At 42.3% G+C, this 22,625-nt stretch carries 28 protein-coding genes and 1 tRNA gene; 24 read left to right on the top strand and 5 right to left on the bottom strand.

The window, feature by feature from the left end; genetic code table 11:
* Position 1 precedes the first annotated feature (1 nt).
* From PFZ69_RS05880 to PFZ69_RS05870, 3 genes are read left to right on the top strand one after another with little or no spacing between them, the layout of a single operon-like run.
* On the top strand, positions 2-589 hold the full coding sequence (locus PFZ69_RS05880) for a cob(I)yrinic acid a,c-diamide adenosyltransferase (protein WP_270180074.1): 588 nt from the start codon (positions 2-4) through the stop codon (positions 587-589).
* Positions 586-1,071 carry an ECF transporter S component gene (locus tag PFZ69_RS05875; protein WP_270180073.1) on the top strand — a complete coding sequence of 162 codons (486 nt, stop codon included), beginning with the start codon at positions 586-588 and terminating at the stop codon, positions 1,069-1,071. Before PFZ69_RS05880 ends, PFZ69_RS05875 begins: the two co-directional genes overlap by 4 nt.
* Positions 1,068-1,769, top strand: a complete 702-nt coding sequence (locus tag PFZ69_RS05870; protein ID WP_270180072.1) for an ATP-binding protein — start codon at positions 1,068-1,070, stop codon at positions 1,767-1,769. Before PFZ69_RS05875 ends, PFZ69_RS05870 begins: the two co-directional genes overlap by 4 nt.
* Positions 1,770-1,819: 50 nt before the next feature.
* On the opposite strand, the gene map is transcribed toward PFZ69_RS05870, so the two are convergent.
* Complete coding sequence (gene map, locus PFZ69_RS05865) at positions 1,820-2,575, bottom strand: type I methionyl aminopeptidase (RefSeq protein ID WP_270180071.1); 756 nt, start codon at positions 2,573-2,575, stop codon at positions 1,820-1,822.
* A 325-nt stretch (positions 2,576-2,900) separates the two neighbouring features.
* Here map and PFZ69_RS05860 point away from each other — a divergent pair, with 325 nt between their 5' ends.
* From PFZ69_RS05860 to PFZ69_RS05785, 16 genes are all read left to right on the top strand, one after another.
* Positions 2,901-4,082: an ATP phosphoribosyltransferase regulatory subunit gene (locus tag PFZ69_RS05860; protein WP_270180070.1), complete on the top strand. Its 1,182-nt coding sequence runs from the start codon at positions 2,901-2,903 to the stop codon at positions 4,080-4,082.
* The gene (gene hisG / locus PFZ69_RS05855; protein WP_270180069.1) at positions 4,082-4,723 is read left to right on the top strand and encodes an ATP phosphoribosyltransferase; all 642 of its coding nucleotides are present in this window, start codon (positions 4,082-4,084) and stop codon (positions 4,721-4,723) included. Before PFZ69_RS05860 ends, hisG begins: the two co-directional genes overlap by 1 nt.
* Positions 4,710-5,981: a histidinol dehydrogenase gene (gene hisD / locus PFZ69_RS05850; RefSeq protein ID WP_270180068.1), complete on the top strand. Its 1,272-nt coding sequence runs from the start codon at positions 4,710-4,712 to the stop codon at positions 5,979-5,981. Before hisG ends, hisD begins: the two co-directional genes overlap by 14 nt.
* Positions 5,981-6,574: an imidazoleglycerol-phosphate dehydratase HisB gene (gene hisB, locus PFZ69_RS05845; RefSeq protein WP_270180067.1), complete on the top strand. Its 594-nt coding sequence runs from the start codon at positions 5,981-5,983 to the stop codon at positions 6,572-6,574. The genes hisD and hisB overlap by 1 nt, the downstream gene beginning before the upstream one ends.
* The gene (hisH, locus tag PFZ69_RS05840; protein ID WP_270180066.1) at positions 6,574-7,209 is read left to right on the top strand and encodes an imidazole glycerol phosphate synthase subunit HisH; all 636 of its coding nucleotides are present in this window, start codon (positions 6,574-6,576) and stop codon (positions 7,207-7,209) included. The genes hisB and hisH overlap by 1 nt, the downstream gene beginning before the upstream one ends.
* A complete protein-coding gene (hisA, locus tag PFZ69_RS05835; RefSeq protein WP_442865111.1) occupies positions 7,199-7,930 on the top strand; it encodes a 1-(5-phosphoribosyl)-5-[(5-phosphoribosylamino)methylideneamino]imidazole-4-carboxamide isomerase in 732 nt (243 codons plus the stop codon). The genes hisH and hisA overlap by 11 nt, the downstream gene beginning before the upstream one ends.
* A 2-nt stretch (positions 7,931-7,932) precedes the next feature.
* Positions 7,933-8,691 carry an imidazole glycerol phosphate synthase subunit HisF gene (hisF, locus tag PFZ69_RS05830; RefSeq protein WP_270180065.1) on the top strand — a complete coding sequence of 253 codons (759 nt, stop codon included), beginning with the start codon at positions 7,933-7,935 and terminating at the stop codon, positions 8,689-8,691.
* On the top strand, positions 8,688-9,314 hold the full coding sequence (gene hisIE / locus PFZ69_RS05825; RefSeq protein WP_270180064.1) for a bifunctional phosphoribosyl-AMP cyclohydrolase/phosphoribosyl-ATP diphosphatase HisIE: 627 nt from the start codon (positions 8,688-8,690) through the stop codon (positions 9,312-9,314). Before hisF ends, hisIE begins: the two co-directional genes overlap by 4 nt.
* A 61-nt stretch (positions 9,315-9,375) precedes the next feature.
* Positions 9,376-9,513 (top strand): hypothetical protein, encoded by a 138-nt coding sequence (locus PFZ69_RS05820; RefSeq protein WP_270180063.1) that lies wholly within the window; start codon positions 9,376-9,378, stop codon positions 9,511-9,513.
* A gap of 184 nt (positions 9,514-9,697) precedes the next feature.
* Positions 9,698-11,287 (top strand): tetratricopeptide repeat protein, encoded by a 1,590-nt coding sequence (locus tag PFZ69_RS05815; protein ID WP_270180062.1) that lies wholly within the window; start codon positions 9,698-9,700, stop codon positions 11,285-11,287.
* A gap of 106 nt (positions 11,288-11,393) precedes the next feature.
* Entirely contained in the window at positions 11,394-12,344 is a 951-nt protein-coding gene (gene trxB / locus PFZ69_RS05810) for a thioredoxin-disulfide reductase (protein ID WP_270180061.1), read from the top strand.
* 265 nt (positions 12,345-12,609) lie between these two features.
* Complete coding sequence (locus PFZ69_RS05805) at positions 12,610-13,083, top strand: 8-oxo-dGTP diphosphatase (RefSeq protein WP_270180060.1); 474 nt, start codon at positions 12,610-12,612, stop codon at positions 13,081-13,083.
* Positions 13,084-13,134: 51 nt separating this feature from the next.
* A complete protein-coding gene (gene rapZ / locus PFZ69_RS05800; protein WP_270180059.1) occupies positions 13,135-14,025 on the top strand; it encodes an RNase adapter RapZ in 891 nt (296 codons plus the stop codon).
* Position 14,026: 1 nt separating this feature from the next.
* Entirely contained in the window at positions 14,027-14,992 is a 966-nt protein-coding gene (locus PFZ69_RS05795) for a gluconeogenesis factor YvcK family protein (RefSeq protein WP_270180058.1), read from the top strand.
* 45 nt (positions 14,993-15,037) lie between these two features.
* Positions 15,038-15,979 carry a DNA-binding protein WhiA gene (whiA, locus tag PFZ69_RS05790; protein ID WP_270180057.1) on the top strand — a complete coding sequence of 314 codons (942 nt, stop codon included), beginning with the start codon at positions 15,038-15,040 and terminating at the stop codon, positions 15,977-15,979.
* Positions 15,980-16,183: 204 nt separating this feature from the next.
* On the top strand, positions 16,184-16,441 hold the full coding sequence (locus PFZ69_RS05785; RefSeq protein ID WP_270180056.1) for an HPr family phosphocarrier protein: 258 nt from the start codon (positions 16,184-16,186) through the stop codon (positions 16,439-16,441).
* A 36-nt stretch (positions 16,442-16,477) separates the two neighbouring features.
* Here PFZ69_RS05785 and clpP read toward each other — a convergent pair whose 3' ends face one another.
* The 3 genes from clpP to PFZ69_RS05770 all read right to left on the bottom strand — a co-directional run bounded on the left by clpP (position 16,478) and on the right by PFZ69_RS05770 (position 17,831).
* Positions 16,478-17,062, bottom strand: a complete 585-nt coding sequence (clpP, locus tag PFZ69_RS05780) for an ATP-dependent Clp endopeptidase proteolytic subunit ClpP (protein WP_270180055.1) — start codon at positions 17,060-17,062, stop codon at positions 16,478-16,480.
* 166 nt (positions 17,063-17,228) lie between these two features.
* On the bottom strand, positions 17,229-17,615 hold the full coding sequence (locus tag PFZ69_RS05775) for a hypothetical protein (protein WP_270180054.1): 387 nt from the start codon (positions 17,613-17,615) through the stop codon (positions 17,229-17,231).
* Between the two features lie 137 nt (positions 17,616-17,752).
* Positions 17,753-17,831, bottom strand: a tRNA-Arg gene (locus PFZ69_RS05770).
* Between the two features lie 68 nt (positions 17,832-17,899).
* Between PFZ69_RS05770 and PFZ69_RS05765 the strand changes: the two genes are divergently transcribed.
* Complete coding sequence (locus PFZ69_RS05765; RefSeq protein WP_270180627.1) at positions 17,900-18,211, top strand: atypical membrane-integrating protein (Mistic protein); 312 nt, start codon at positions 17,900-17,902, stop codon at positions 18,209-18,211.
* Between the two features lie 26 nt (positions 18,212-18,237).
* On the opposite strand, the gene PFZ69_RS05760 is transcribed toward PFZ69_RS05765, so the two are convergent.
* Complete coding sequence (locus tag PFZ69_RS05760; RefSeq protein ID WP_270180053.1) at positions 18,238-18,525, bottom strand: hypothetical protein; 288 nt, start codon at positions 18,523-18,525, stop codon at positions 18,238-18,240.
* A 181-nt stretch (positions 18,526-18,706) separates the two neighbouring features.
* Between PFZ69_RS05760 and rpoN the strand changes: the two genes are divergently transcribed.
* The 4 genes from rpoN to gap all read left to right on the top strand — a co-directional run bounded on the left by rpoN (position 18,707) and on the right by gap (position 22,556).
* On the top strand, positions 18,707-19,996 hold the full coding sequence (gene rpoN, locus PFZ69_RS05755; RefSeq protein WP_270180052.1) for an RNA polymerase factor sigma-54: 1,290 nt from the start codon (positions 18,707-18,709) through the stop codon (positions 19,994-19,996).
* Between the two features lie 76 nt (positions 19,997-20,072).
* Positions 20,073-20,309: a glutaredoxin family protein gene (locus tag PFZ69_RS05750; RefSeq protein ID WP_270180051.1), complete on the top strand. Its 237-nt coding sequence runs from the start codon at positions 20,073-20,075 to the stop codon at positions 20,307-20,309.
* 154 nt (positions 20,310-20,463) lie between these two features.
* A complete protein-coding gene (locus PFZ69_RS05745; protein WP_270180050.1) occupies positions 20,464-21,492 on the top strand; it encodes a sugar-binding transcriptional regulator in 1,029 nt (342 codons plus the stop codon).
* A gap of 56 nt (positions 21,493-21,548) precedes the next feature.
* On the top strand, positions 21,549-22,556 hold the full coding sequence (gap, locus tag PFZ69_RS05740) for a type I glyceraldehyde-3-phosphate dehydrogenase (RefSeq protein WP_270180049.1): 1,008 nt from the start codon (positions 21,549-21,551) through the stop codon (positions 22,554-22,556).
* The last annotated feature ends 69 nt before the right edge of the window (positions 22,557-22,625 follow it).

The raw sequence follows: 22,625 nt of genomic DNA, 5'->3' as shown, positions 1-22,625 counted from the left end.
GATGAAGATTTATACAAGAACTGGGGATGAAGGAAAGACAAGTATCATTGGAGGAAGAGTCGACAAGGATGATGTGAGAGTGGAAGCTTACGGAACAGTAGATGAAATCAACGGCTTTGTAGGTCAAGCGATTGTTGAACTGAATGAGCTGATGCCAAATAATTTCTTCGATCTATTAGAGGACCTTGAGAAAATTCAGCATGAACTCTTTGACTGTGGTGGTGACTTAGCTAACGTTTCCAAAAAGCGTGAGTTTAAACTCGAAACGTCTTCCATTACATACCTCGAAGGACGAATCGACGAGTTTATCGACGAAGCACCGGCACTAGAGAGATTCATCTTGCCTGGTGGTAGTAAACCGTCATCGACAATTCACATCGCGCGTACAATCACACGTAGAGCTGAGCGTCACGTTGTTACGTTAATGAAAGAAGCGGAGCTCTCCCCGGTGCCGATGAAGTATTTGAACCGTTTATCAGATTACTTTTTCGCACTAGCACGAGTCATCAATTACCGTCTAGGTGTGAAGGATGTAGAGTACGCAAGGAGTGCGAAGGTGTTCCGCGGCGGAAAGCGTAAGGGTGAATGAACGGAAAGCAGGCGAGTATCCTTGCTAGTTTCATTGCCCTGTCTGTAGTTGGCGCATTGATCAAGGTACCAGCAATCGTTGGTAGTGTTGCGTTCGATGTGTTTCCAGCTTTGATTGCATCCGTATTGATCGGAAGCCGAAGTGGCGCGATCATCGCAAGCTTCGGTCATCTTTTATCGGCTTTAATCGTTGGATTGCCGCTTGGACCTCTTCACCTCTTGATCGCTTTTGAAATGGCAGCTCTCGTTTATTTATTTGGTAAGTTGTATCGTTCAACGAACAAGACGTGGGCAATGGTACTTTTTATACTTGGCAATGCGGTCGTTGCCCCATTGCCTTTCCTCTTTATACTAGGTAGCGGTTTTTACGTTGCACTTATTCCTGCTCTCTTTATAGGTTCTCTTTTTAACCTCGTTTTAGCAAGCGTTCTTATACCGAGGGTGGGGGCGATCTTTGAGAAAAAAGGGGTAGTACACCCATGAGAGATGGCATTGTCATTCCGTTTGAAGACCAGTTTCTCGTCATCACAAACGATAATAGCGGTGGAATCGGAAGTAAGGAACAAGATGTTGTGCAAGTTCCATACGATACGGTCTCATACCATGCGTTTAGAGTTGCCGTGATGGAGTGTCTTTCATTAGGTGCTACACCTATTTCTGTCATCGTTAATAACTTCTGCGGTGATGAGGAATGGGAAGAATTAGTTCATGGAGTAGAAAAAGGAATGCTCGAGCTAGAGCTTGATCTTACAATAACAGGTAGCTCTGAAACGAATATTCCATTAGTTCAGTCTGCGGTTGGGATCGCTGTACTCGGTAAGAAACGAGTGCATACGTCACCTTTAATTGAGCCTGGATTAAGATTTGCTGTAATCGGAGAACCACTTGTTGGCGAAGAAGTGATGCATCATAAAGAGAAGGTCGCACCGCTTCCATTGTTTCAATGGATCTGTAAGCAGGAAAAAGTAGTCGGCGTCATACCTGTAGGCTCCAAAGGTATTCTATATGAGCTTCGACAGTTACTAGGCTATGATATACAAGAAGATAAAGTTCGAGTGGGAGTAGATATGCAAAAGTCGGCTGGTCCCTCGACGTGTTTTATCGTTGCATATGAGGAATCTCTTCATGAAGTGATACGCTTAAAGGCTGAAGAGCATTTTTACACTATTGATGTAAAGTAATTGGATGAACATAAACAAGAGGGACGTACGACGTACGTCCCTCTTGTTCGTTACTCATCTTCTTGCATTGTTAAAATAACCGGTCCTTCTGATGTAATCGCAATGGTATGCTCGTATTGAGCAGAAAGAGAGCCATCTAAGGTACGCGCAGTCCATCCATCTTCATCGATCTGACTGTAAGGTACGCCTGTATTGAGCATCGGTTCAATCGTGATGACCATGCCTTCTTTTAGACGCATTCCAGTTCCAGGCTGACCGAAATGAGGAATCATCGGTTCTTCGTGAAGTGTCGGTCCGATTCCATGTCCTGTAAAGTCACGGACGACCCCGAACCCTTCACCTTCAGCATACTGTTGGATGGCATGCCCGATGTCACCGATACGATTTCCGATGACTGCCTGCTCGATTCCTACATAGAGAGACTTTTTCGTTGTATCAAGCAGCTTTTGTTTTTCTTCAGAAATTTCCCCAACCGCATACGACCAAGCTGAGTCAGCTAAAGCGCCGTTTAGATTAACGACCATGTCGATCGTAACGATGTCACCTTCTTCAAGTTTTTTAGTGTTCGGGAAGCCGTGACAGATCACATCATTCACTGATGCGCATGTAGCAAATGGGTAATCTTGATACCCTTTTTGTTCCGGTGTCGCTCCGTGCTCCTCCAGAAAGTCTTCTACGAAAGAATCAAGTTGTAAGGTTGTCACACCTGGCTTGATCAGTGCTCGAAGCTCTTTATGACAGGCCGCAAGAAGTTCACCGGCTTCTTTCATGAGCTGAATTTCTCGTTTCGTTTTCCGTTGTATCATGTTTTCGCCTACTTTCTGCGGTATTCTTACTACGATATGTGTCGCCCTCCGTTACTGTAACAAAAAAGACCGCACATTGCAGGATTTTCGCCTAAACCAAACGAAATACACCTACTTTCCTTTATATTATCCAATTGCACCTATACCTTTTATTCAAAAAAGGAGATTGAATAGATTCATCGGTGTAAAGTTCGGATTAGAGGAAATCGTTATAGGGAATTATTTTCATATATGTTGACGTTAGTATGTCAGAGATGTAAACTACAGATAACTTCATCTTGTTAGTATGTTAGCGAACTAAAGTATAATAAGCGGGGTGCAATTGATGACAGTACCATTTGTTTTTGAAAAGCCACTCGGTATGCGTGATACGCTGCCGGTATTATATGATCTTAAAACAAACATTAGGCAAAAGATTCAAGGGGTTACAGAAACATGGGGATATCGTTTTATGAATACTCCAACGCTTGAGTATTATGAAACCGTTGGAGATGCCTCAGCTATTCTCGATCAGCAATTATTCAAGCTTCTTGATCAACGTGGCAAAACGCTTGTGTTACGACCAGATATGACGGCGCCGATCGCAAGGGTCGCTGCATCTAGTTTAAAACATGAGCCGTTTCCACTAAGGCTCGCATATGATTCCAATGTCTTCCGGGCTCAGGAAGATGAAGGAGGAAAGCCTGCTGAATTTGAACAGATCGGGGTAGAACTGATCGGTGATGGCACAGCGAGTGCTGATGCAGAGGTCATCGCTCTGATGGCAGAGGTGTTGAATAAAGCAGGTCTTGAAGAATACCAAATCGCCATCGGTCACGTAGGATATATTCAGGAACTATTCTTGTCGATCGTAGGAAACGAAGAGCGCGCAGCTACGTTAAGACGCTTTTTATATGAGAAGAATTATGTCGGGTACCGTCAGCATGTAAGGGAAATGGCGCTCTCAAGCATCGATCAAAAGCGTTTGATGGATCTCTTAACATTAAGAGGAGATGGATCGAAACTTGGAGATGCATTTGAGCTCCTTCCAACTGAAAAAGGGGAAAACGTGCTTCGTGACCTACGGACCCTTTTAGATACACTAGAAGCATACGGTGTAGCTCATCGCGTTAAATTCGATTTCACGCTCGTTAGCCATATGAGCTACTATACAGGCGTTGTTTTCGAAGGATATGCAAATAACCTAGGTGTACCTCTTAGTAACGGAGGCCGCTATGATGAATTGCTAAGCCGATTCAATCGTCCAGCTCAAGCAACTGGATTTGGAATAAGACTAGATCATCTTGCGGAAGCATTGAATCCAAATCGAGAAGAAACGCTTCCATCTGCTATTATTTTTAGCCCTGAACGAAAGCAAGAAGCCATTGAGCAAGTAACGGATAGACGAGCTATAGGAGAGAGAGTCGTCATGCAGGAATTAAGCGGGGTAGCAGATCTAGATGCGTTCTCCGAAAGGTTTGACGACGTAGTTTATTTAATCGGTAAGAACGGAAAGGGGACGATGTAATGCTTACGATGGCGATGCCAAAAGGACGGATCTTCGAAGAAGCAGTTGGCTTGCTTCGTAGAGCAGGATATAAGTTGCCTCCGGAATTTGACGACTCTAGAAAATTGATTCTAGAAATAGAAGAGGAAAATCTCCGCTTTATCCTTGCGAAACCAATGGACGTGCCGACTTACGTAGAACATGGTGTAGCTGACGTTGGAATCGCTGGTAAAGACGTGATGCTCGAAGAAGAACGGAACGTTTATGAAGTGTTGGACCTTAAAATCAGTGACTGTTACCTTGCTGTTGCGGGAATAACGGACAAGCCAGTTGCAGGTGTAGCACCTAAAATCGCTACAAAATATCCAAATGTCGCATCCAATTATTTTAGACAGCAAGGCGAACAAGTAGAAATCATAAAGCTAAACGGATCGATTGAGCTTGCGCCTCTAATAGGATTGGCTGATCGCATCGTCGACATTGTTTCAACAGGGCGAACGTTAAAAGAGAACGGCTTGATGGAAACGGCATTTATCGAGTCGATCACATCTCGCTTTATTGTGAACCCAGTCAGTTATCGTACAAAAGATCGTGTGATCGATGATATGGTAGAACGTTTGGCAGCTGTTGTTGAAGGAGTAGATGACTATGAGAATCGTTAACATGAATCAGGGCATTTCGATAAAACGTTCGATAGAAGAAGGGACGGAAGAGCAGCGACAAGCTGTTTTGTCGATTCTTGATCAGGTGAAAAGAAACGGTGATGAAGCTGTTTCAACGTTTACAAAGACGTTTGATGGAGCAGACCTCAACGATTACCGTGTTTCTGCCGATGAAATTCATGAAGCGTATAGTGATGTATCAGATGGGGTCGTATCGGTGATTAGAGAAGCGGCTGCGAATATACGGACGTTTCACGAACAGCAAAGACGTCAATCATGGTTTACAACTTCAGAAGATGGAACGATGTTAGGCCAAAAAGTGACGCCGTTAGATTCTGTTGGCGTTTATGTACCTGGGGGAAAAGCTGCCTATCCGTCATCCGTATTAATGAACGTGATACCTGCATCTGCTGCAGGAGTGAAACGCATTGCGATGGTTACTCCTCCAGATGCTGAAGGGAAAGTTCCGGCAGGTGTATTGGTAGCAGCGAATGAAGTGGGTGTAACAGAAATCTTCAAAGTGGGTGGCGCACAAGCGGTCGCAGCACTTGCTTATGGAACTGAAACGGTTCAACCCGTTGATAAGATTGTTGGTCCAGGAAATATATACGTAGCGCTTGCAAAGCGCGAAGTGTTTGGGCTTGTTGATATCGACATGATCGCAGGACCGAGTGAAATTGTTGTTCTAGCTGACGACAGTGCAAAGGCTTCATACGTTGCAGCTGATCTGCTGTCTCAAGCTGAGCACGATGAACGAGCGAGTGCAGTACTCGTAACGGATTCGATGTCCCTTGCTGAATCTGTTGAAAAAGAAGTGAAAAGACAGCTCGAACAGCTTCCTCGAGCGGAAATTGCTTCGAAGTCTATCGAAGATTATGGGGTCATCTACGTTGTAGAAAACATTGAACAGGGAGTAGAGGCTGTAAACGAACTAGCACCTGAGCACCTTGAAGTACTCGTAACGAATCCGATGGCGTTGCTAGGGAAGATTCGGCATGCGGGAGCCATCTTTTTAGGACCTTATAGTTCAGAACCTGTTGGTGATTATTTTGCAGGTCCTAACCACGTTTTACCGACGAATGGAACGGCCCGTTTTTCGAGTCCGCTTTCGGTAGACGATTTTATAAAGAAATCAAGTGTGATTTCTTATAGTAAAGAGGCGTTACAGGAAAACGGAAATAGTATTGCAACCCTTGCTAAGTTGGAAGGATTGGATGCTCACGCGAGAGCGATCGAACTTCGATTGGAGGACATGTAATGACTGATGAGAGAACTTATTCAATTTCAAGAGAAACTTCTGAAACCTCTATTAATCTAACATTTGCTGTAGATGGAGAGGGAAATTCACAATTAGAGACAGGAGTTCCTTTTTTAACACATATGCTGGATTTATTCACGAAACACGGGAAGTTTGATCTCTCTCTAACCGCAAACGGAGATACGGAAATCGATGATCATCACACGACAGAGGATATTGGAATCTGTCTTGGTGAGACGATTCGCCAGGCGTTAGGATCAAAAGAAGGAATCAGAAGGTATGGAAATGCATTCGTACCGATGGATGATGCTCTTGCGCAAGTTGTCGTCGATTTAAGCAATCGACCTCACCTTGAATATCGAGTTGAATTACCTGCAGATCGCGTGGGTACATTCGACACTGAATTAGTGCATGAATTCCTCTGGAAGCTTGCTCTTGAAGCGCGCATGAATCTTCATGTCATCGTACATTACGGACATAACACCCACCACATCATCGAGGCGATCTTTAAAGCGTTAGGCCGTGCGTTGGATGAAGCTACCTTATTAGATCCACGTGTGAAAGGTGTTCCTTCGACAAAGGGGATGCTGTGATGATCGGCATTATCGACTATGGAATGGGAAATTTATATAGTGTAAGTAAAGCGCTCGAACGACTTGGTTTTGATTACTTTGTCTCTGAGAAGGAAGAAGAGTTAGCGAAGGCTAGCGGATTACTACTTCCAGGGGTGGGGTCTTTTCGAGATGCGATGGCCATCTTAGTTGAAACGGGTTTAAAGTCATTCATCGAAAAAGAAGTGGAAGCAGGGAAACCATTGCTTGGTATTTGCCTTGGCATGCAGCTTCTTTTTGAAGGAAGTGAAGAAAATGGAGAGACGAACGGCTTTTCATTTTTACCTGGTAAAGTGAAAAAGTTCCCATATAAAGATGAAGCTGGTCAGGAGTATAAAATTCCACACATGGGCTGGAACGAATTGACGAGACTACAGCCTGATTCTTTCCTTCTTCAAGGCGTATCTGATGAGCACGTATACTTTGTGCATTCTTACTATGTTGATACGAAAGACCGTGATGTGCTTATCGCAACTTCTGATTACAGCGAAGAGGTTCCAGCTGTAGTTGGGAAAGGAAACGTGTTCGGTACACAATTTCATCCTGAGAAAAGCAGTCATGCAGGATTAACGATTCTTAAAAACTTTGCAGAATACGTGGAAAGGAATGACGTATAGAATGGCCTTTACGATCTATCCAGCAATCGATATACGTGGTGGGAAATGTGTTCGACTTCTACAGGGAGATTATAATCAGGAAACGGTTTATGGAGACTCACCCTATGACATGGCGAAAAAATTCGCAGATGACGGATCAAAATGGATTCACATGGTGGACCTGGACGGCGCGAAAGAAGGGAAACGTGTAAACGATCATCATGTATTAAAAGTGGCTCAAGAGCTTGGTGTTAACGTTCAAGTTGGGGGAGGAATCCGTACGGAGGAAGATGTTGCACATTATCTTGAAAATGGCGTGGACAGAATTATTCTCGGAAGCAGTGCGATCTCGCATCCTGAATTTGTAAAGAAGATGCTCTCACGTTATAAAGAGAAGATCGCGATTGGAATCGATGCACGTGACGGCTATGTAGCGGTTGAAGGATGGCTAAAAACATCTGAGATCAAAGCAGTGGATCTTGGTAAGGAACTGGCTGACCACGGCGCAGAAGTTTTCATCTTTACAGATATTTCTAAGGACGGTACGCTTTCAGGACCTAACGTAGAGGCGATTGCTGAACTTGGAGAAGCTACTGGAAAAGAAGTCATCGCATCTGGTGGTGTTAGTAAACTTGATGATTTAACGAGCCTACGAAGCAGAAGTGAGTCGATAAGCGGTGCGATTGTAGGAAAAGCTCTCTATACGGAGAAATTCACGTTAAAACAAGCTCTGGAGGTTTAAACATGTTAACGAAACGGATCATTCCATGCCTTGATGTAAAAGATGGTCGAGTTGTTAAGGGTGTACAGTTTGTCGGCCTTCGTGATGCGGGTGATCCCGTAGAGCTTGCTAGGGTGTATGATCAAGAGGGAGCAGATGAACTTGTCTTCTTAGATATATCTGCTTCTCACGAAGGAAGAGAAACGATGGTAGACGTAGTGCGACAAGTCGCAGCGGAGCTTGCCATCCCATTTACTGTAGGTGGAGGAATCAATAAGCTAGAAGATATGAAACGTGTTCTTCGTGCAGGTGCCGACAAAGTATCGATGAACACAGCTGCGGTATTGCGGCCTGAACTAATTAGTGAAGGTGCTGATTATTTCGGAACACAGTGTATGGTCGTGGCAATCGATGCAAAGTGGGAGCCTGATTTAAACACATGGCGTGTATATACGCACGGTGGTCGCACTCAAACAGAATGGGATGCGATCGAATGGGCAAAGAAAGCCGAGGAGATGGGGGCTGGAGAAATCCTACTTACAAGCATGAATGCGGATGGTAGTAAGGAAGGATTTGATTTACCACTTACGAATGCAATCGGTAAAGCTGTTACGATTCCAATCATCGCTTCTGGTGGGGCAGGCTCCTCAGATGACTTTTTAGAAGTGTTTCGTGAAGCGAAAGCAGATGCAGCACTTGCCGCTTCGATCTTTCATTACAAAGAAACATCCGTGTCTCAAGTAAAAAAACTTCTTAAAGAAAACGGGGTGGCGATTCGATGAATGTAGAAACGATCAATTTTGATGAAAAAGGACTTGTTCCAGCAATCGTACAGGACGCAATGAGTAAAGAAGTGCTCACCCTCGCCTATATGAATGAAGAATCGCTAAAGAAAACCATCGATACGAAAGAAACGTGGTTTTATAGCCGCTCTCGTGATGAACTGTGGCATAAAGGGGAGACTTCTGGCAATACCCAGGAAGTTGTTGATCTTCGCTACGATTGTGATCAAGACGCTTTGCTAGTTCTCGTTAAGCCGGCTGGTCCTGCTTGCCATAAAGGGGATTACTCTTGCTTTTCCGATTCACTCTTAGCGGAAGAAACTAAGCCAGTCGAGTCTCGTTTTGAGATTTTAAATACACTTGAAAACATCATAGCTAAGCGCGATGCAGAACGGCCTGAAGGAGCGTATACCACTTACCTCTTTGAGGAAGGTGTCGATAAGATTCTGAAGAAAGTCGGGGAAGAAGCTTCAGAAGTGATCATCGCAGCCAAAAATAGAGACAAAGAAGAGTTGACGTGGGAATCTGCCGACCTTCTGTTCCATTTGATGGTCTTATTACGTGAACAAGAGTGTCCACTAGATGAGGTATTGAACGTTCTTGAAAAACGACACAGTTCGTGAAACCTTTTCGATCGTGAATCGTATGTAAAAGAAAGGCGATTATGAAGAGGAGAGATCGGTTATGTTCGTAGGCTTTTTATTTATCGGACTTGCAATCGGGCTGTTCATTGGACATCCTGGACCGGGTGTTCTATTAGGCATGGGAGTGGGCTTTATCGCACAGAAGATGATGGAGAGAAAAGAGAACATGTGGAAGTAATCCACACTATAAACGTTTACGAGGCTGTCGAATTATCTCGGCACCCTTTTTTTTCTGCTCATTTCAACCAAATCTCTTCACTCTTTCATAGATTTTTCCTACACGATTGGAAACAGATGTATGTTATACTTTTGAACGGACATGACTGGTATAGAACTACTTTTAGAAAGTAATGGGGGAAAACATGAGGAAAGAACTTCATGCTTCTTCGGAAATAAAAGGCCGTTTGATTCCGTTCATCCAGAACGGAGATTATTTTTTTAATAAGGCGATGAGAGCCTATCAACAGCGGAACCTTGATAAAGCAAGACAGCATCTTGAAAGAGCTGTAAAGCTTGAACCCGGAGAGGTCGATTATATATGTCAATTGGCAGCGGTCCTTGCAGAATTAGGCGAATATGAAGCATCGAATAATTGGCTTACGTTTGTTCTTGATGATCTTGATCCTGACTTATATGAATGCTATTTCTTTCTAGCAAACAATTACGCCCATATGGGTTTGTTTCAACAAGCAGAAACGCATGCGAAAACTTACCTGGTGCACGAACCTGAGGGTGAGTTTCTTGAAGATGCCGAAGAACTAGTCGAACTCATCTCGTTTGAACAAGAAGAAACGGTCCTTGAGTCAAATGAAGAAAGTTTGATTCAGGAACATGAGGAAGCTAGAGGTGCGATCGAATCAGGAAGATTTCCTGAAGCGATCGAGCTTTTAGAAAATATGACTAGTGTTTATACTGAATTTTGGCCAGCTTATAATAATCTGGCACTAGCTTATTTTTATAATGAGCAGTATGAAGAAGCGATAAAGGTTCTCGATCTCGTATTGACTAAGAACGAAGGAAATTTAAATGCAGTATGCAACCTTGCTTTGTTTTACGATTTCCTTGGACAGCACGTGAAGCGTGATGTGATGGTTGAGAGGCTTAAGAACGTCTATCCAATTCATGTTGATCATAGGTACAAGCTAGGAAGTACGCTAGGTTTTCTTGATGAACACGAGTTAGCTTTCTATTGGTTAAGAAAAGTGGAAGTGACGCGTCCAGAATGGAATGTGCCTTTCTATCATTGGTTAGCAGTATCTTCTTTTCACCTTGATCGTCCGGAAGTCGCAAAACGATATTGGGAGCGAATCAAGCAGTTAGATCCAATGAATGAGATCGCAACTTCTCATATTGAAGCGTTAGATGCCGGAACGTTAACGACTGATCGAATCAACTATCGATCGCACACGCCGCGCGATACGGAAGAAAAAGTTAAGAAACATGATTATTATGGAAAAATGACACATCTGATGCTTCTTTACACGAAAAGAGATCCTGCTGGAGCTTCAATTCTTCATTCGTACTGTAAAAGTAAGGATGAACCACTTCTTATTAAAGAGCTATCTGCTTATATAGCTTTGACTCTTTCAGGAGAAGAAGTAAGGATTGTTGATGATGAGGTAGTCACGATAACGAACTATAGTGACTTCTCTCCGTATGTAACCGCTGGAATGCGTGTGATTGCGGAGTTAGAGCAATCGTATTTAACTGATACGGAACTGCACGAGCTCATTTCTACCGTATGGTTACCTTGTTATGTTAAGCTACAACGTGACAATAGCTCCTTTCAGAATTCAAAGGGCGTTGCAGCGGCGATGCTATACATGTGGAAGAAGCTAAATGCGATGGACGTATCACAGATTGAAGTAGCAAAAACCTTCGATATCTCTAGCTCGACTGTACATGCATATCGAAAGAAACTTACGAATCTACTAGCAAAAAGAGATGGGTAAGCAACCTGCTAGACTTTCCTTTTATCATCAGTTATTATACTAGATAAGAAACATTATTTCTTAATAATTAATATAAATAGATTACAACGTGAGGGAAGTGAAACACATGAGTGAAAAAATATATGACGTGATTATTGTTGGTGCTGGACCGGCAGGAATGACTGCAGCAGTATATACTTCTCGCGCAAACCTTGACGTTCTTATGATTGAGCGCGGAATTCCGGGTGGCCAGATGGCGAATACTGAGGAAGTTGAGAACTATCCTGGATTCGATCATATCCTCGGACCAGACCTTTCTACTAAAATGTTTGAACACGCTAAGAAGTTTGGCGCGCAGTATCAATACGGTGATGTAAAAGAAATCCGTGATGATAAAGAATACAAAACAGTAGTTTCAGGAAATCAAGAGTTTCATGCGAAGGCTGTAATCGTAACGAGCGGTGCAGAATACAAGAAACTTGGTGTTCCGGGTGAAGCAGAGTATAGCGGTCGTGGCGTTTCTTACTGCGCTGTATGTGACGGAGCATTCTTTAAAAACAAAGAACTAGTTGTTGTAGGTGGAGGCGATTCTGCTGTTGAAGAAGGCGTGTATTTAACCCGCTTCGCTTCAAAAGTAACGATCGTTCACCGTCGTGACCAGCTACGTGCCCAAAAAATTCTTCAGCAGCGTGCGTTTGATAATGAAAAGATCGAGTTCATTTGGAACCACACTGTGAAAGAAATCGCAGGAGAAAACGGTAAAGTAAGCAAGACCGTCCTTGTGAATACAGAAACAGGAGAAGAAAGAGACTTTGAAGCAGATGGTGTCTTTATTTACATCGGTATGCTTCCATTGAATCAGGCAGTTAAAGACTTGAACATCACGAATGAAGAAGGGTATATCGTGACTGACGAAGAGATGGCTACTGAAGTACCAGGAATCTTCGCAGCTGGAGATATCCGTGATAAGATGCTTCGCCAAATTGTAACGGCAACAGGTGATGGCAGTATCGCTGCACAATCTGTTCAGCATTACATTGAAACGCTCGAAGACGCTAAGAAAAAATCACTCGTGTAAGTTCGGCAAAAGGTACCTGTGACATGCTTTTAATTCTGCTGTAACAGCTATGAAACAATGATGGGGTACAATATAAATAGATTTGACCCCCTTTTAAAATATTTTACATTTGCACGGGCATTTATTGAGCCCGTGCTCTTTTTTTTGGCTATAATCCACTTACATTGTTCATGCTAAACAATCATAGTATACTATGATTAGAAATTTAGATTATTGAACGTTTAAATATAAAAGCCTAATCCAAAATAGAAGATGCCGAATTGAGGTGGTAATTGTGCAACGCGTAACAAACTGTATCTTATTCGACGAACCTAATAATCGAGTTCTACTCCTACAAAAACCAAGACGAGGTTGGTGGGTTGCACCTGGTGGAAAGATGGAATCAGAAGAATCGATCCGAGATTCGGTCATTAGGGAGTTTCGAGAAGAAACTGGTGTTTATTTAAAAGACCCGAAGTTAAAAGGAATCTTTACCTTTATTATTAAAGAAAATGACGTGATTAAATCTGAATGGATGATGTTTACATTCCTCTCAACAAAGTATGACGGAGAACCCGTTGAGCAGTCAGAGGAAGGAAAAGTAGCGTGGGTAGATGCAGACGAAGTGAGTGAACTGCCGATGGCTCCTGGAGACTATCATATTCTTGATTATATGATGAAGGGACACGGCATTATATATGGAACATTTACGTATACACCTGACTTTAAGTTACTATCATACCGACTAGATCCATCTTAATACGTTGATCGTCATATCATAATTAGAGAATTGAGAAATGGAGTGGGGAAAATGGCCGAACTAATCGATAAGCGTATTCATATGGTCATTATTACTGGAATGAGTGGTGCTGGTAAAACCGTAGCGATGCAGTGTTTTGAAGATATGGGGTATTTCTGCATCGACAATTTACCACCTGCACTGCTGCCGAAGTTTGTTGAGATGATCGAAAACTCCGAAGGTAAGTTAGATAAAGTTGCTCTAGTCATGGACTTAAGAGGTGGAGATTTCTTTGAGCATCTTTTAGAAGCAGTTGATTTACTAAGAACCAATGAGCAATTAGATGCTGAAATTCTGTACCTTGATTCTAGTGACTCAGCGCTCGTTCGACGATATAAAGAAACGAGACGATCTCACCCCCTTGCGCCGGAAGGGCTACCACTCGAAGGCATAAAAGTAGAGCGTGAAATGCTCGAGGAACTGAAAGGACGTTCTCAGCAAATCATCGATACGAGCGATATCAAGCCTGTTCAGCTAAGAGAAAAAATTATGGACCGGTTCTCCTCTAACGAAAAAGAAAACTTTGGAGTGAACGTCATGTCATTTGGATTTAAATACGGTATTCCGATCGACGCTGACCTTGTTTTCGATATTCGGTTCTTGCCTAACCCACATTATGTTGAGCACTTGCGTCCTAAAACAGGAGTAGATGAAGAAGTATCGAACTATGTATTTAAGTGGAAAGAAACGCAGACATTCTTAAATAAATTGATCGATATGCTGGCGTACATGCTTCCGCAATACAAAAGGGAAGGAAAAAGTCAGCTCGTTATCGGCATAGGGTGTACAGGCGGAAAGCATCGATCTGTTGCTTTCGCTGAACACATCGGCCATCATTTTGAAAGTGAGTATCGAACGAACATCACGCACAGGGATATTGAAAAAGGAAAGGGTAGCAAATAATATGACAGACACAAAACTTCCGAAGGTCGTCGTAATCGGTGGAGGGACCGGCCTTTCGGTATTGCTTCGTGGACTTAAGACATTCCCGGTCGATATTACGGCTATCGTAACAGTAGCTGATGATGGTGGAAGCTCAGGTCGCTTACGTGATGAATTTGATATCCCTCCACCGGGTGATGTACGAAACGTCATCACTGCACTAGCTGAAGTCGAGCCTTTATTAGAAGGCTTGATGCAACATCGATTCAAAAATGGTAACGGATTATCCGGTCATTCACTAGGAAACCTCATGTTAGCCGCTATGACGGATATTACAGGAGATTTTGTCCAAGGAGTTCGGGAGATGTGTCGCGTACTGAATGTACGAGGTAAAGTCCTTCCAGCTTCGAATCAAAGTGTCGTTCTTCATGCTGAAATGCGAGATGGAACGTTCGTAAAAGGTGAGTCTCAAATTCCTAAAACGAATAAAACGATTAAGAAAGTATTTCTCTCGCCTCCTGGGATAAAAGCTTTACCAGATTCTTTGGAAGCGATTCGAAACGCTGACTTAATCGTCCTTGGTCCTGGGAGTCTTTATACAAGCATACTACCAAACCTACTTGTACCCGGCATTGCGGATGAAATCAGTCACTCCAATGCTAGGAAAGTGTATGTGTGTAACGTCATGACTCAGCAAGGTGAAACAGAAAATTATACTGCAAGTGACCATGTGCAGGCACTCATTGATCATATTGATTACAAGCTTATTGAAACGATCATTGTTAACAAACAGGTCATCCCAACTTATTATGCAAAACGCTATGCAAAAGAACAGGCAGAGGTTGTGCAATATGACGAAAATAGGTTGAAGAGCTTTGGTTTTGAAGTAATCAGTGATAAAATTATTCAATATGATGAGAAATATGTACGCCACGATGCCATCAAGATATCTTCGATTCTACTGTCATTATTAGAAGATAAAAAGTGATGGTGATGGGTCAATGGGCCCCTGCATGGTAAAGGGGGGATAGCGATGTCATTTGCTGCCGATACAAAGAAAGAATTAACACAGCTCGAAAGTAAAGCGTGCTGCTCTAGATCAGAGCTCGCAGCACTCATTCGAATGAATGGGTCCATATCATTTGGGAACAGACAACTGATCCTTGATATACCTACTGAACATGCTGCAATCGCGAGAAGGATCTATACGCTTATCAAACGTCTTTATAATTACGATGTCGAATTACTCGTACGTAAAAAGATGCGTCTTAAAAAAAATAATGTCTACATTGTTCGTGTTTCCTCGAGTGCTAGAGATCTCCTTGAGGATTTAGGTATTATGGACAATGCGTTCATGTTTACAAGAAACATTTCTAGTGATTTTACGAAAAAGGCTTGTTGCAAACGAGCATACTTGAAAGGAGCCTTTCTCGCAGGAGGATCGATCAATCACCCTGAAACTTCTTATCACTTAGAAATATTCTCGATGTATGAGGAGCATACGGATTCATTGTGTAAGCTTATGAATCAGTTCGATCTTAATGCAAAGATGCTCGAGCGCAAAAAAGGATACATCGTTTATATCAAAGAGGGCGAGAAAATTACAGAGTTTTTAAGTGTAGTAGGAGCCCATAAGGCATTGCTTTATTTTGAGGATGTTCGCATCATGAAAGATATGAGAAACTCTGTTAATCGGATCGTAAATTGTGAAACAGCTAATCTAAATAAAACAGTTGGTGCTGCATTCCGACAGGTTGAAAACATTCGGTTTATACAAAATGAAGTTGGATTAGATATCCTACCTGATAAATTGAGAGAAATTGCTGAACTTCGAGTGAAGCATCAGGATGTTACCCTTAAGGAACTTGGAGAGATGTTGACTGGAGGTGCGATCAGTAAGTCAGGGATCAATCACAGACTTCGAAAGATCGATCAGTTAGCTGAAAAGCTCCGTGCAGGAAAGCCAATAACATAAGCAGAAATATTACAGCCTGCGCGAGTAGTGCGGGCTTGATTTTCTACTATTCTAAGCCTTGAGAACATAGCGTTGGGACGTTTAGAAGTCTTAATAAATGGAATGCTGTTGGTAAGTACGTAGCAAATCAATAACAAACACATATACTTATTTTTTTCATCAATAAAGATAGCGCTTTCTTATAAATAAAGGAGGAATGGAAAAGTGGTTCAAAAAGAAGTTGTCGTAACGTTAGATACAGGATTACAAGCAAGACCTGCAGCACTCTTTGTTCAAGAGGCAAATCGATTTAATTCAGATATTTTTCTTGAAAAAGACGGTAAAAAGGTAAATGCGAAGAGTATCATGGGAATCATGAGCCTTGCAGTGGGCTCTGGTTCTTCTGTTGTCTTAACAGTAGATGGAAACGACGAAGAAGATGCTGTTTCATCTCTGGTCGACTTCATTCATAAAGAAGACTAAATAAAAAAGGTTGCCATCACGGCAACCTTTTTTTATTTATGCTTTTTTCTCCATAACTTCGTCGATCAAACCATATTCTTTTGCTTCAAGAGCTTCCATGAAACGGTCACGATCCGTATCGCGTTCGATCGTATCGAGAGGCTGACCAGTACGCTCTGCAAGAATTTTGTTGAGCTTTTCGCGCATTTGAATGATACGCTTCGCATGAATTTCGATATCAGAAGCCTGACCTTGTGTACCACCGAGTGGTTGGTGAATCATGACTTCACTATTTGGAAGTGCATAACGTTTACCAGGCTCACCAGCCGCTAGTAGGAACGCTCCCATTGAAGCAGCCATTCCGATACAGATTGTAGATACTTTAGGTTTAATGAACTGCATTGTATCGTAGATTGCCATTCCAGCTGTGATTGATCCACCTGGACTATTGATATAAAGAGAGATATCTTTATCTGGATCTTCTGCAGCTAGGAAAAGAAGCTGAGCTACAACTGCGTTCGATACGTTGTCGTCGATTGCAGTTCCAAGCATGATAATGCGGTCCTTGAGAAGACGAGAGTAGATGTCATATGCTCTTTCACCGCGGTTTGTTTGTTCGATAACCGTTGGAATTAATACCATAATAAAATTCCTCCCTTTTATTCATTCAAATATGTAGTTGCTGTAGGTTCATCATACCGAAAAGGTCAATATAGGTCAAATAAAGTGCTGTTCTTTTTGACTATTAATTTTTTCGCCAGCACATCGATGGTTCTACATATCTCCATTTTCCCCGCTGACAACCGTTTTAAACAGAACGAATCTGTCTTTTTTTAAATCGGTGATCGCTTAAAAAGTAACCCGCAATTCTTCTTTCAACAAGGTTTCTAATTTGGACTGACGTGTACCGATACGTTTGGTTGTATCCACGACAATAGACAGTATAGATGACGATATCTTCCTTTGTATCCTGAACTGAAGTTTTGATGTGTTGCTTATGAAGGACTGATTTTGCTTCTTTTAAATCTGTGGAAGCGAGAGTGAAAGCTTGATTGATCAGTTCCAAATAAGGGCGTGGAAGCTTCATCTTAGAACGATGAATCCATGCAGCATCGAGCTCCAGTACCTTTTTAACATAAGGAAGCAATAAATAATCCCGAACAGCACTTGCTTCCTCTTTACTTAGTCGGAACATGATCTTCACCGCCTGTAAGAACGTATGTTTGGTTTTACAATACTATGAGACGAATGAGACGTCAAGAACCCCATTTTATAAAGGGGAAGACGCAAAAAACCCCTTTTCGGAATGAAAAGGGGTTGTAATTATGTAGTTGGCGCGCCCGGAGGGATTCGAACCCCCGACAGACGTGGTACCGGAAACCACCGCTCTATCCTACTGAGCTACGGGCGCATACGTTAAGGGCAAGGATAATTATACGTGACAAGGTTTTTTTTTGCAAGGTGATTTTTTGGTTGAAAGTGACAAACACTAGAGCTATAACTGTGCTGAAGGTAGGGATTTCTTTGAAAGTAAATAGCGGAGAAAGTAAGTCGTTAAGTGATGCGATCGATCGCATCACAGAGGGACTTGAGAACGTTGTGGAATTGTACAATGAATCAGAAGAAGATATGCCGCTCATTCAATTTGAACCACAAGTAGTAGAAACGATTGAAAAAGCAAAAAAAGTGTACGGAGATCAAATCGTGAACAAAAAGCTAAATAACGTTGTTAAAGAGATGCTGAGCTGGTTGGATCTTGGAGAAGAGCATCAAGACAAAGAAAAAGAGTGAACCTTGTCCACTCTTAAAAAGTTAGATTATTGCTTCTTACCTGGCTTGTCATCTTCTCGGTCACTTGGTTTCTTGCTTGCCCCATTCATCGTATGCTTTAAGCCTGAATGCATACCAGAAGCGCATAATCCTAGCCAAAGTCCAATCAAAAAAGCTTTTTTGATATCCGGATCAATATAAATATAGCTCATGACGATTCCTACACCAATAGAAAGCAACGGTAGAAATCTAGCCGGAAAACCAAATATCTTGAAGAGTTGGACGATTCCAATGATGACTGGAAGCAAAGCAATACCATATACAGTCAAATCCATGGTTTTTGCCTCCTTTTTTCTCTCTGTACTATACTGTATGTCGAATGATGGGGAGTGAGTGGGCGCATTGCTCATTTTTGTGAAATCGAGGCGTATTAAATGATTGAAAATTCTGGTCATTTTCACTTTCCTCTTACCATATGTTGAATCAATATAGTATGATAAAGGTGGAGGGATTGCGATGGAACTAGGATTAATACAGAAGCAGACAACGCAACTCGTAATGACAACTCAATTGCGTCAGGCAATATCCATTCTTCAATATTCGACTTTAGAGCTGTTGGATTATATAAAAGAAGAAGCACTTGAGAATCCTCTTATCGAACTTCATACACCATCATGGGATACGGGTATTCGTGCGAAAGCCGCTGGCCGAGGAGAGCGTGCCGACTCCTTAGACTATGTTGCTGAACGAGGCAAGAGTTTGAATGAAGAGCTTCACGAACAAGTGCGGTGTTTGAACTTATGCCCTCACCAAGCGAAAGTGATTCATTACTTGATAGACAATATAGATGAAGCTGGCTATTTACGTATACGTGATCATGAAGTGATCATGCAATTTCAGCTGACAAATCAAGAGTATGAAGAAGCGGTACGTGTATTACAATCACTTGAACCAGGAATAGGTGGACGAAATCTAGCAGAGTGTTTAAGTTTACAGTTACGTTCAACTTCAGAGGTACACACCCTTGCTCGCAAATTAGTAAACGAAAATTTGAAAGCGCTAGCAGAAAAGAAATTTCGAGAGCTTTCAAAAGAGTATCATGTGAAACTTCAGGATATCCAGCTCGCATCAGATGTCATAGCTGCTCTTGATCCGAGACCGGGCTCAAAATGGTATAACGAAAAGCCTTATTATGTAGCCCCTGACATAATCATTAAAGAGAACGAAGGAACATACACGATCAAACTATTAGATGATGAACTTCCTTCGATGAAGGTAAGTACGGCTTATCAGTCGTTTGAAAAGGGGGAAGTCGGTCACTATATTAAAGGGAAGTATCAGCAAGTAAACTGGCTGATGAAGAGTATCGAACAACGCAAGCATACTCTAAGATCGATCATGACCGTCTTTATCGGACAGCAGACCTCTTTTCTTCAAACGGGACTTAGTGAGCTAAGACCAATTACGCTTAAGGAAGTAGCAAATGAAGCGGGCGTGCATGAGTCAACGGTAAGTCGAGCTATAAAGAATAAATATGTGCAGACGCCTCAAGGCCTATATGCGTTGAAGGATCTATTTACTTCTCGACTTTCTGGTGAAACAGAGACAGGAACCTCTTCATCTAGTGTAAAGATCTTCATTAAAGAGTTTGTAGAAGAGGAAGATAAAAAGAAGCCGCTTTCGGATCAAAAGATCGTAGAGGCTCTTCATATACAAAAAGGAATACAAGTATCGAGACGAACGATTGCCAAATATCGTGAAGAATTGGGGATACCCGGTTCATCGAGAAGGAAGCGTTTTGTATAACAGCTGCGGAAGCAGCTGTTTTTTTGCGAATAATGTTCTTATAAGGTTAGAATGGTATAGGAAAGGGGTTTAAAGGATGAGTAAAACGGTTATGTTATACACGAAAGAGACGTGTCCTCTTTGTGACGAAGCGTATTATATCCTTGAGGATCTTCAAACCGAAATTGATTTTAAGATAGAATCAGTTGATATCTATCAAGATGAAGCTCTGCTGGAGAAGTTTATGGTGATGATTCCGGTGGTTGAAGTGGATGGAGAAATCGTTGATTATGGCCGAATCTCTAGAAAAAACGTAAGAAAACGCTTACTTTAAATTTTTAAGTATATCATAGTTGCCCATGTAGTTGGCAACTGCTACAATGAAATTTGTAAGACGTTCTTTTTTTGATTCGGGTGGGACTGAAAATGTCTAACCGGGACATAATACGTCTCGAGAATAAAAAAAGAACCTGCAGGGGAGACGAACAATGCGCTCATTACTCGCACTTCAACAAAAACTACTACCAGACTTATTAGAGGTTATGAACAAACGGTATCGTGTTCTCAGGCAACTGAGGCTCACGCAACCAATTGGTCGCAGAAGCCTTGCGAACAGTCTGGATATAACAGAAAGAGTTCTCAGAAGTGAAGTGACTTTCCTTAAAGACCAGGGTTTGCTGGATATGTCCATTCAAGGGATGCAGCTTACTGAGGAAGGTGAGCAGCTATTGATGGAGCTCGAACCTGTTATGAATGAAGTTTCTGGTCTTGATAATCTGGAAGAACGGTTGAAAGATAAACTTGGTATTCCAGAAGTACTTATTGTACCCGGTGACAGCGATGTTACCCCCTGGGTAAAGAAAGAAATGGGCAGAGCCGCAGTGGGACGCTTGAAAAGGTTTCAGCTTGAAAGTAAAGTCGTAGCTGTGACGGGCGGCACCACGCTCGCGAGTGTAGCTGATATGATGGTTCCTTCTCTTGACATGGATGGAACATTATTCGTACCGGCTCGTGGTGGTCTTGGTGAACAAGTTGAAAACCAGGCTAACACGATCTGCGCGAAGATGGCACGTAAAGCTCATACAGATTATCGTTTGCTTCATGTTCCAGATCAGCTTAGTGAAGAGGCATACCAATCATTAATCGAAGAACCTGGCGTCAAGGAAATCCTTGAAATTATCAAATCTGCCAGTATTGTGGTTCACGGGATTGGAGATGCTAAAACAATGGCTGTGCGACGTAAATCAACAGGTCAAGTTTTAGAGAAAATCAAAGAAAACCATGCTGTTGCGGAAGCGTTTGGATACTATTTCAACCAATCCGGAGATGTTGTACACAAAGTGAAAACCATTGGATTACAGCTAGAAGATCTAGAAAGAAGCGAACTTGTTATTGCAGTCGCAGGCGGTCACTCAAAAGCAAAAGCAATCGAAGCCTATCTGAAGACTGGAATACAAAGCATCCTCGTCACTGATGAGGGGGCAGCAAAAGCGTTACTAGAGGGAAATTCCCTTTAATAAATAAAACATAAGATACCTCGGGAAACGAGGAACATTCAAGGAGGAATTATACAATGGCAACAAAAGTAGGTATTAACGGTTTTGGACGTATTGGTCGTAACGTATTCCGTGCAGCACTTAACAACCCTGGCGTAGAAGTGGTTGCAGTAAACGATCTTACTGATGCAAACATGCTTGCACACCTTTTAAAATACGATACAATTCATGGCGAACTTAACGTTGAAGTTGAAGTTAATGGTGAGAACCTAGTAGTTAACGGTTCTGAAATCAAAGTTCTTTCTGAACGTGACCCTGCACAACTTGGTTGGGGAGACCTTGGAGTAGACGTAGTTGTTGAATCTACTGGTCGCTTCACAAACCGTGAAGACGCTGCTAAGCACCTTGAAGCAGGCGCTAAAAAAGTTGTCATCTCTGCTCCAGCTAAGAACGAAGACATCACAGTTGTTCTTGGTGTAAACGAAGACAAGTACGATGCTGAAAACCATCACGTACTTTCAAACGCATCTTGTACGACTAACTGTTTAGCACCAGTTGCTAAAGTATTGAACGACAAGTTCGGTATTAAGCGTGGTCTTATGACAACAGTTCACTCTTACACGAACGATCAACAAATTCTTGATCTTCCACATAAAGATTATCGTCGTGCTCGTGCAGCAGCTGAGAACATCATCCCAACTTCTACTGGTGCTGCGAAGGCTGTATCTCTAGTACTTCCTGAGCTTGATGGTAAGTTGAACGGTATGGCTATGCGTGTACCAACTCCTAACGTATCTATAGTAGACTTAGTAGCTGAGCTTGATGCAGACGTTACAGTTGATGACGTAAACGCTGCTCTAAGAGAAGCTGCTGAAGGCGACCTTAAAGGATACCTTGGTTACAGCGAAGAGCCACTAGTATCAAAAGATTACAACGGTAACCCTCATTCTTCAATCATTGATGCAATCTCTACAATGAACATCGACGGAAACATGGTTAAAGTTGTTTCTTGGTACGACAACGAGTGGGGTTATTCTAACCGCGTAGTAGATCTAGTCGACTACATCGCATCAAAAGGGCTATAATAAGAATTGTGAATGATGGGGGAGGAAGTCAGGAGCCTTCCTCCTTTTCCATTGGTTTTTTTAGCTCTA

It is taken from the genome of Alkalihalobacillus sp. CinArs1, from assembly GCF_947387515.1.
Taxonomy (GTDB): domain Bacteria; phylum Bacillota; class Bacilli; order Bacillales; family Guptibacillaceae; genus Guptibacillus.
The sequence above is the reverse complement of the archived record's forward strand: the minus strand, read 5'-3'. Positions and strand labels throughout refer to the sequence as shown.